This is a genomic window from Arthrobacter sp. YAF17 (assembly GCF_052113365.1).
In the GTDB taxonomy this organism is placed as follows: domain Bacteria; phylum Actinomycetota; class Actinomycetes; order Actinomycetales; family Micrococcaceae; genus Arthrobacter.
This window is the reverse complement of the sequence record NZ_JBFRDB010000019.1, coordinates 57,641-67,076: the sequence shown is the minus strand read 5'-3', so window position 1 is coordinate 67,076 and position 9,436 is coordinate 57,641. Positions and strand designations below refer to the sequence as shown.

Here is a 9,436-nt window from a genome sequence, read left to right as displayed (position 1 = left end):
GCCGGTGTGCCGGCAGCCCACGGGCGGTAATGATTCAAACCGAGGCTTCGGCTTGCTGTGTGATTTGAAGACGGGGAAAGACGGGGAAAACGGAAAGCGGGAACGCCTACGGAAGCACGATCACTTGGGCACCGAAGACCAGCCCGGCACCGAAGCCGATCTGCAGTGCCAGCCCGCCGCTGAGCTGCGGGTTTTCCAGCAGCAGGCGGTGGGTGGCCAGGGGGATGGAGGCGGCGGAGGTGTTGCCGGCGTCGGCGATGTCCCGCGCGATGATGACGTTCTCCGGGAGTTTTAGCTTCTTGGCCATCTCGTCGATGATGCGCATGTTCGCCTGGTGCGGGATGAAGGCCGCGAGGTCGTCGGAGGTGATGCCGGCGGCGTCGAGGGCCTGCTGGGCCACCTTGGCCATCTCCCAGACTGCCCAGCGGAAGACCGTCTGGCCGTCCTGGCGGAGCGTCGGCCAGGAGGCCACGTCGGTGGCTTCTCCGGCGCTCAGCGCGGCGCCCTGCTTGCCGGCCGTGGCGAGCTCGCGGAGGTCCAGCATGGAGTGGGTCATGCCGATCGCGTCCCACTTGCTGCCGTCCGAGCCCCACACCGACGGGCCGATGCCCGGGGTGTCGGAGGGGCCGATCACCACGGCGCCGGCGCCGTCGCCGAGGAGGAAGGAGATGGTGCGCTCGGTGTTGTCGATGACGTCGGAGAGCTTCTCCGCACCGACCACCAGGACGTAGTCGGCCGTGCCGGAGCGGACCAGCGCGTCGGCCTGGGCGATGCCGTAGCAGTAGCCGGCGCACGCGGCGGAGATATCGAACGCGGGGGCCGGCGTTGCGCCCAGGCGGTCGGCGAGGCTAGCCGCGGCGGACGGCGTCGCGTACGGGTGGGTCACGGTCGAGACGATGACGGCGCCGAGCTGGGAAGCCTCGATGCCGGCCTTCTGCAAGGCCTCGCGGGCGGCGCCCTCGGCCATGTCGATCACGCTGACGTCGGCGGGGGCGCGGTGCCGGGTGATGATGCCGGTGCGCTGGCGGATCCACTCGTCGGAGGAATCGATCCACTGGCAGACGTCATCGTTGGTGACGATCACGTCGGGCCGGTAAGCGCCGACGCCCATGATGCGGGTGTTCTCCTGCAGGGGCGCCTGCTTCAAGGTGGGAACGCTCATGCCTGTCCTTCCAGTTCTGCGAATAGGGCCAGGGCAGCGGACAGATCGTCCGGGGTCTTGACGGTGACGGTCCTTACCCCCGGCATGCCGCGCTTGGCGAGTCCGGCAAGCGTCCCGGCGGGTGCCAGTTCAATCACGCCGGTCACGCCGCGCTTCACGAGGGTTTCCATGCAGAGGTCCCAGCGGACCGGGCGGGACACCTGGGCGATCAGGCTTTCGACGGCGGCGGCACCGTCGGTGACTTCGGCGCCGTCGAAGTTGGAGAGCAGCGGGACCTGCGGGTTCCGCGGGTGCAGCGTGGGCCGGAGGGCCTGCAGCGCGGCGACCGCGGGGGACATGTGCGAGGTGTGGAATGCGCCGGCGACCTTCAGCGGGATGACCCGGGCCTTGGCCGGCGGGTTCTCGGCGAGGGCCTTGAGCTGGTCCAGCGTTCCGGCGGCGACGGTCTGGCCGGCGCCGTTGACGTTGGCGGCCGTGGCGCCGCAGGCCTCGATCGCGGCCAGGACCTCGGCCGGGTCGCCGCCCACCACGGCGCTCATGCCGGTGGGAGTTGCGGCAGCGGCGGCTGCCATGCCGTTGGCGCGTTCGCGGACGAACGTCATGGCTTCGGTTTCAGTCAGCACGCCGGCCAGGGCGGACGCCGTGATTTCGCCGACGGAGTGGCCGGCGAGGATCACCGGCAGGGTGCCGAGTTCGACGTCGAACAGGGACTTCGCGGCCACCAGCCCGGCGGCGACGATCAGGGGCTGCGCAACGGCGGTGTTCTTGATGGTCTCTTCGTCCGAGGTGGTGCCGTGGGCGGTGAGATCGATACCTGCGATTTCGCTGAGGGAGGCCAGTTGGCCTGCGACGGGCGGCAGTTCCAGCCAGGGGGCCAGAAAACCAGGGGTCTGGGAGCCCTGTCCAGGGCAGACGATTGCAAGCACGTATCCAGCTTTCCAAACTACGGCGTGATTATCGGTGCATTCATGCACCAAGCTCATCGGGTCACTTTGTAGGAAGTCTACAACTGATCAGGGGTTGTTACGCGACGGCTGCCGTTCGGTCGCGGGCTTCGGAGGGGCCGCAAGCCGGCCCACGACGAGGGCTGTCTGGAGCACAAAGGCCTCCCGCGGCAACAGCGGATCCCAGCCCGTGACGTCACAGACGCGTTTGAGCCGGTACCGCACGGTGTTGGCGTGTACGAAGAGTTCACGGGCCGTGGCCTCCAGCGAATGGCCCAGTTCGAGGTAGGTGCCGAGGGTCTCCACCAGGCCGTTGGACGCAGCCAGCAGAGGCCGGTAGATGTTCTTGACCAGGGAGCGCCGGGCGGCGTCGTCCCCGGAGATCACGCGCTCCGGCAGGAGGTCGTCCGCCGCCACGGGGCGCGGCGCGGCGGGCCACGCACGGGCAGCGGTCAGCCCCGCGAACGCGGACTGGGCCGAGCCGCTGGCCTCCAGCAGGGAACCCGCTTCGGCGCCGTAGACCACCGGCCCCGGAGCGAAGAGTTCGGCGAGCTTCAGGTAGGCGGTCTCGCGGTCGTGGACCCCACCGAGGATGAGGATGAGCCGGTCGCCCTGGATTCCGACGAGGGCGTCTTCGGCGAAACGCCCGGCGGTGCGGCGCAGTTCGCTGACGTAGCTGGCGCTCGGTTCGGACGGGGAATTGCCCACCATCACGGTGAACCGCTCCTGTGCCTTCCAGCCCAGCGCGGCGATCCGGGACCGCAGGGCATCGGTGTTTTCGCCGCGCAGGATGGCGTCCACGATGAGGGCTTCCAGCCGGGTATCCCACGATCCGCGGGATTCGGCGGCGCGGGCGTAGACATCGGCGGCGGCGAAGGCAACCTCGCGGGAGTACCGCAGCACCGCTTCCCGCAGTGCGCCCTGGTCCGCCTCCGGGGCGATTACGGGCACTTGGTCCTCGACCACTTCCACGACGATCCGGATCAGCTGGAGGGCTTTCTGCAGGCTGATGGAGCGGGTGAGTTCGGTGGGCGCGGTGCCGAAAACGTCGGACAGGATCCACGAGGGGGAGCTGGGGCGCTCGTACCAGGTGACGAAGGCGGCGATTCCGTTCTGGGCCACCATGCCCAGGGCCGAGCGTTCATCGGAGTTCAGCCGGCTGTACCACGGCAGGGATTTTTCCAGCTGGCGCAGTGTCGTTGTGGAGAGCTGGCCGACGCTCGCCCGAAGCTTTTTGAGGGTCTCGACCTTCTCCGGGGGCATGGCCCGTGAGGAGGGCTTGCTTTTTGCGGGAGTGGTGATCGGCTCGGACATGCATCGAGCATACGGTGCCTGCCGTCCAAGCTCCATTTGTGCAAAGGCTACAAGGCACGGAGTGCTGGGTCACAGTGCTGGGTCACAGCGCCGGATCCGAACGCCGTCGGCCGGCCGGACCGGTATGCGTACCGGCCGGCAGCCGGGACTAAAACGACGACGGCGGCCCCCGCCTTCCGGTGGGGACCGCCGTCATACGGGCTGGACTGGACTTAGGAGTCGCCGCCCGCGTTGCCGGTGGTGCCGGCGTTGACGTTGTGTAGGCGGTACTTCTCGATGGCCTGGGCCGGAGCCTGGGCATCCACCTCGCCACGGCGGGCGAGCATCTGCAGGGAACGGACAACCACGGAGTGGATGTCGTTCTTGAAGAAGCGGCGCGCAGCGGCACGGGTGTCCGAGAAGCCGAAGCCGTCGGCCCCGAGCGAGGCGAACTCGTTCGGGAGGAACTGGCGGATCTGGTCCGGCACGGCCTTCATGTAGTCGGTGACCGCCACGATCGGACCGGTCGCGCCGGCGAGCTGCTCGGTCACGAACGGCACGCGGGCGGGCTGGCCCGGGTTCAGGAAGGCTTCTTCCTCGGCGGCCATGGCGTCGCGGCGCAGTTCGCTCCAGGACGTCACGGACCAGACATCGGCGGAGACGCCCCAGTCCTCGGCGAGCACCCGCTGGGCTTCGAGGGCCCAGGGGACGGACACGCCGGAGGCGAGGATCTGCGTGCGCGGGCCGTCAATCTTGGCCGGCGCCAGCAGGTAGATGCCCTTGATGATGCCCTCGACGTCGATTTCCGCCGGTGCGGCGGGCTGCGAAATCGGCTCGTTGTAGACGGTGATGTAGTACATCACGTTCCGCGACGGGTCGTTGTCCGCCGGGCCCGGACCATACATGCGGTTGAGGCCGTCGCGCATGATGACGCCGATCTCATAGCCATAGGCGGGGTCGTAGGTGACCACTGCCGGGTTGGTCGCGGCCAGGATCGGGGAGTGGCCGTCGGCGTGCTGCAGGCCCTCACCGGTCAGGGTGGTGCGGCCGGCGGTGGCGCCGATGATGAACCCGCGGGTCATCTGGTCCGCTGCAGCCCAGAAGGAGTCACCCGTGCGCTGGAAACCGAACATCGAGTAGAAGACGTAAATCGGGATCAGCGGTTCGCCGTGCGTGGCGTAGGACGTGCCAGCGGCCGTGAAGGCCGCCACCGAACCGGCCTCGTTGATGCCGGCGTGCACGATCTGGCCGGAGATGGACTCCTTGTACGCCAGGACGAGCTCGCGGTCCACAGACAGGTAGTTCTGGCCGTTCGGGTTGTAGATCTTCGCCGTCGGGAAGAACGCATCCATGCCGAACGTGCGTGCCTCGTCCGGGATGATCGGGACGATCCTGTTGCCGAACTCCTTGTCCCGCATGAGGTCCTTGAGGAGCCGCACGAAGGCCATGGTGGTGGCGGCCAGCTGCTTGCCGGAGCCGCGGTTGGCGACTTCGTAGACCTTGTCCTCCGGGAGGGTGACGTCGGTGTGCTTGGAGCGGCGTTCGGGGACGAAGCCGCCCAGGGCGCGGCGGCGTTCCATGAGGTACTTGATCTCAGGGGCATCCGGGCCGGGGTGGTAGTACGGGGGCCGGTAGAGGTCCGCTTCGAGCTGGTCGTCCGTGATCGGGATGCGCAGGTGGTCGCGGAAGGCCTTCAGGTCCGCGAGCGTGAGCTTCTTCATCTGGTGGGTCGCGTTGCGGCCCTCGAAGTGGGTGCCCAGGCCGTAGCCCTTGACCGTGTGCGCCAGGATGACCGTGGGCTTGCCCTTGAACTCGGTCGCGGCCTTGTACGCGGCGTAGACCTTGTTGTAGTCGTGGCCGCCGCGCTTGAGGTTCCAGATCTGGTCGTCGGTGAGGTCCTGGACCATTTCCTTGGTCTGCGGGGTCTGCCCGAAGAAGTGCTCGCGGACGAACGCGCCGGACTCGGCCTTGTACGTCTGGTAGTCGCCGTCGACGGTCTCGTTCATGATCTTCACGAGCGAGCCGTCCTCGTCCTTGGCCAGGAGGTCATCCCACTCCCGGCCCCAGACGACCTTGATGACGTTCCAGCCCGCGCCGCGGAAGAACGCTTCGAGTTCCTGCATGATCTTGCCGTTGCCCCGGACCGGCCCGTCGAGGCGCTGGAGGTTGCAGTTGATCACGAAGTTCAGGTTGTCGAGCTTGTCGTTCGCGGCGAGCTGGAGCAGGCCGCGGGACTCGGGCTCGTCCATTTCGCCGTCGCCCAGGAACGCCCACACCTGCTGGTCGGTCGTGTCCTTGATGCCGCGGTTGGCCAAGTACCTGTTGGACTGGGCCTGGTAGATCGCGTTCATGGGGCCGATGCCCATCGAGACCGTGGGGAATTCCCAGAACTCCGGCATAAGGCGCGGGTGCGGGTAGGAAGAGAGGGCGTGGCCTTCCTTGGACTTTTCCTGCCGGAACCCGTCCATGTCCTCCTCGGTCAGGCGGCCTTCCATGAAGGCGCGGGCGTACATGCCGGGGGAGGCGTGGCCCTGGAAGAAGACCTGGTCTCCGCCGCCGGGGTGGTCCTTGCCGCGGAAGAAGTGGTTGAACCCGACCTCATAGAGGGTCGCTGCTCCGGCGTAGGTGGAGATGTGCCCGCCGACGCCGATGTCCGCCCGCTGCGCCCGGTGCACCATGACGGCGGCGTTCCACCGCAGCCATGCCCGGTACTTACGCTCGATTTCCTCGTCGCCCGGGAACTCCGCTTCCTGGTCCACCGGGATCGTGTTGACGTAGTCCGTGGTGGTGACCATCGGCACACCAACGCTCTGCGCGCCGGCCCGCTGGAGCAGGCTGCGCATTATGTACTGGGCACGCTCGGTGCCCTGTTCCTGAATCAGGGTATCCAGGGACTCCAGCCATTCGGCGGTCTCTTCCGGATCACGATCAGGCAGCTGGTTAGTCAACCCGCTGAGGATATGGGAGGTCTCTTCTCCTGCAGCCACGTCCAACCTCTCTTTGAGCGCATTCATCGGCACCCTCAGCTCCGGCAGGGTAACTGCCTGGCGTGAACGCGACGTGTGCGACATATCGGTTACAACTGCCCGGTCATGTGCGCCGGGCAAGGTCCAATCACAACTATTCCCGCCTGCGTCGGCGGGGCATTCGCCCTCGCGGGCGTAGTCGTCATCAGCCACTCTAGCTCTGACAGCTCGGGGATGCGTAGCTGTCGTGTGGGTGCACCGTCGTATTTGACCGGCATACTGGTTGTGTGACGAAGTGCCGCCAGGCGGTGCTTGTATCGCCGTGTGTGACGCAGAATATGGCGGATCGCGGGGCCAACAGCTTGAAGCGCAGGCGCAAAGGGTGTTGGCTTGGAGTAATGGAAATCACTAGAGCTGTTGAAAACACCAAGCATAGGAGCAACACGTGAGCGAGGCCGACGCCGCCACTTCGGTAAATGTGGCGGAAAAACTGGGTTTCAAAACCGGAGACCTGATCCAGGAATTCGGTTATGACGATGACGTCGACTTCGACTTGCGCGACGATATCGAAGATCTCACCGGCTCGGAACTCTTCGATGAGGACGACCACGAAGTCGTCGACGCCGTGATTCTTTGGTGGCGGTCCGACGACGGCGACCTCGTTGACACCCTGGTCGGCTCGCGCACCACCCTGACCGAGGGCGGCGTTGTGTGGGTGCTGACCCCCAAGTCCGGCCGGGTTGGCTACGTTTCGCCGGCTGACATCCAGGACGCTGCGCCTACGGCCGGCCTGCACTACACCACCTCCGCGGGCGTCTCCAAGGACTGGAGCGCCACCCGTCTGGTCACGCGGAAGAACAAGTGACCCAAACGGGCGCCGGCGTCATCGGGGATCCGCTGCTTGAGGCGCCGGCTGTGCCCGCCGTCGGCGAGGCCGCTCCCGACTTCGAATTGGTGAACCAGTTCGGCGAACCCGTGACGCTCTCGGAACTCCGGGGCCGGAACGTCGTACTGGTGTTCTTCCCGTTCGCTTTTTCCGGCATCTGCACGGGGGAGTTGTGCGAAATCCGGGACAACCTGGCGCTGCTCGAGGATGCCGACGCCGCCGTGCTGGGGATCTCGGTGGACAGCAAATTCGCCCAGAGGGCCTACGCGGAGAAGGAAGGCTACTCCTTCGACCTGCTGGCGGACTTCTGGCCGCATGGCGCCGTCGCCCGGCAATACGGCGTGTTCGACGCCGAAAGCGGGATGGCGAAGCGGGGAACGTTCATCATCGACGCCGGCGGAACCGTGCGTTACGTCGTGGTGAATCCCCGCGGCCAGGCCCGGGACTTCACCGAGTACCGCGCCGCCCTGGCGGGACTCGGCGGGAATTGACGCGGTGAGGACGAGGCGGCCCGGGATCGGAATGACGGGGTTCGCCAGCCTGCCCCCGGTCGCCGCCGGCGAGCCCGCCCGTGGCGAACTTGAGGTCCTGCAGGATATCCACGGCATTCTCGCGGGAGAACGCTTTGCGCTGCTGACCGGTGCCGGGCTGAGCACTGATTCCGGCATTCCGGACTACCGCGGACCGGGTGCCGCGCCCCGGGCGCCGATGACCTACCAGGAATTCATCGGCGCCGCGGACAACCGGCGCCGCTACTGGGCCCGCAACCACATCGGCTGGTCCCACCTTCGCCGGGCCGACCCCAATGAGGGCCACGCCGCCGTCGCCCGGCTGGAGAACCGCGGGCTGCTCACCGGCCTCATCACCCAGAACGTGGACCGGCTCCACGAGGACGCCGGGAGCGTCAACGTGGTGGACCTCCACGGCCGGTTCGACCAGGTGGTCTGCCTCTCCTGCCACCGCCGCTACAGCCGGAAGCTGCTGGCGGGCGTGCTGGAGGAACTCAATCCGGGTTTCCTGGAACGTGCCCTCGCCGCCGGGGTGGTTGAAATGGCCCCCGACGCCGACGCCACGGTCGAGGACGCCGCCCTGATTGAGAGTTTTGTCGTGGCCCAGTGCCCGGCCTGCGGCGGAACGCTGAAGCCAGATTTCGTCTACTTCGGAGAAAACGTCCCCAAGGACCGGGTGGAGCGCTCCTACGCCATGGTGGATGAGGCAGGTGCCCTCCTGGTGGCAGGCTCCTCGCTGACGGTCATGAGCGGCCTGCGGTTTGCCCGGCACGCCGCCAAACACGGAAAGCCCGTGGTCATCATCAACCGTGGCCAGACCCGCGGGGACGGGCTTGCCACCGTCAAGCTCGACGCCGGCGTCAGCGAGGCGCTCACGTGGCTCGCCGCCGAACTGCCCCCGCTGTGAACGGGGCGGGGGAGCCTTGGCCCGATTGGCGTTCCGCCGGGTTCATCCGGTACAGTAACTGTTCGTTGGTTGAAGCGCGGAAGCGTGAAAACAGCGGTTTGGGTCTTTAGCTCAGCTGGTAGAGCGCCACGTTTACACCGTGGATGTCATCGGTTCGATCCCGGTAGGACCCACCAAGTTACGCAGCCCCGTTGTTCTGGAAATCCCCGGAACAGCGGGGCTTTTGCGTGGTCTCGGGCGTGTCGGGTTCCGCAGAGTTCGTCCGCACTATTTCGGTGTCATCCGTAAAGTTACAGCCGCCACACATGGCCTGCAGGAACCAAACCGCCCTGAAACCGCCTCGGGCTTTGAAGACCGGAGCATTATTATTAGCCCATGACGGAAATCATTAAGTTCTAAAACCAGGCAGGGACCAGGACGGCTTCAAGGCGTCAGCGGTCGTATCCCGGCTGCGACCGCCGACGCCTCTCAACTATGCCAACTCGGGCAGATCCGCATCTTGTTGGTCGCGCATCATGTCAGAGTCAGTGGCATTGGAAGCGGCCCAGACACTCTGCGGATCGGCGCCGCCATCCAGGGCCTCGGTCATTGCATCGTGTAGGTCCATTCGCGCTTGATCCGCTGCAAAGTCCGCGGACTCACTGTCTGCGGAAGCAACCCAAACACGCGCCAAACTCTCGTCCACATCAGCCTCCAAAGTATTGAATCCACAGCGCCCCCAGCGGGAGGCAGATCGATTATAACCATCGGAGTGGCGCGAAACCGATCG

General features: G+C 66.5%; 7 protein-coding genes and 1 tRNA gene. 4 read left to right on the top strand and 4 right to left on the bottom strand.

Going from position 1 to position 9,436, the window contains the following annotated elements:
* Positions 1-106: 106 nt before the first annotated feature.
* The 4 genes from AB4Y67_RS15590 to aceE all read right to left on the bottom strand — a co-directional run bounded on the left by AB4Y67_RS15590 (position 107) and on the right by aceE (position 6,413).
* Complete coding sequence (locus AB4Y67_RS15590) at positions 107-1,162, bottom strand: beta-ketoacyl-ACP synthase III (protein ID WP_441406671.1); 1,056 nt, start codon at positions 1,160-1,162, stop codon at positions 107-109.
* Positions 1,159-2,088: an ACP S-malonyltransferase gene (locus AB4Y67_RS15585; protein ID WP_441406670.1), complete on the bottom strand. Its 930-nt coding sequence runs from the start codon at positions 2,086-2,088 to the stop codon at positions 1,159-1,161. The genes AB4Y67_RS15590 and AB4Y67_RS15585 overlap by 4 nt, the downstream gene beginning before the upstream one ends.
* A gap of 87 nt (positions 2,089-2,175) precedes the next feature.
* Positions 2,176-3,420, bottom strand: a complete 1,245-nt coding sequence (locus AB4Y67_RS15580; RefSeq protein WP_441406669.1) for a PucR family transcriptional regulator — start codon at positions 3,418-3,420, stop codon at positions 2,176-2,178.
* A gap of 212 nt (positions 3,421-3,632) precedes the next feature.
* Entirely contained in the window at positions 3,633-6,413 is a 2,781-nt protein-coding gene (aceE, locus tag AB4Y67_RS15575; RefSeq protein ID WP_441406668.1) for a pyruvate dehydrogenase (acetyl-transferring), homodimeric type, read from the bottom strand.
* 397 nt (positions 6,414-6,810) lie between these two features.
* Between aceE and AB4Y67_RS15570 the strand changes: the two genes are divergently transcribed.
* The 4 genes from AB4Y67_RS15570 to AB4Y67_RS15555 all read left to right on the top strand — a co-directional run bounded on the left by AB4Y67_RS15570 (position 6,811) and on the right by AB4Y67_RS15555 (position 8,843).
* The gene (locus AB4Y67_RS15570) at positions 6,811-7,230 is read left to right on the top strand and encodes a DUF3052 domain-containing protein (protein WP_224046791.1); all 420 of its coding nucleotides are present in this window, start codon (positions 6,811-6,813) and stop codon (positions 7,228-7,230) included.
* Complete coding sequence (locus AB4Y67_RS15565) at positions 7,227-7,742, top strand: peroxiredoxin (RefSeq protein ID WP_441406667.1); 516 nt, start codon at positions 7,227-7,229, stop codon at positions 7,740-7,742. The genes AB4Y67_RS15570 and AB4Y67_RS15565 overlap by 4 nt, the downstream gene beginning before the upstream one ends.
* Before the next feature lie 31 nt (positions 7,743-7,773).
* The gene (locus AB4Y67_RS15560) at positions 7,774-8,667 is read left to right on the top strand and encodes an NAD-dependent protein deacetylase (RefSeq protein ID WP_441406666.1); all 894 of its coding nucleotides are present in this window, start codon (positions 7,774-7,776) and stop codon (positions 8,665-8,667) included.
* 100 nt (positions 8,668-8,767) lie between these two features.
* Positions 8,768-8,843: transfer RNA gene (locus AB4Y67_RS15555), tRNA-Val, on the top strand.
* Positions 8,844-9,436: the final 593 nt, after the last annotated feature.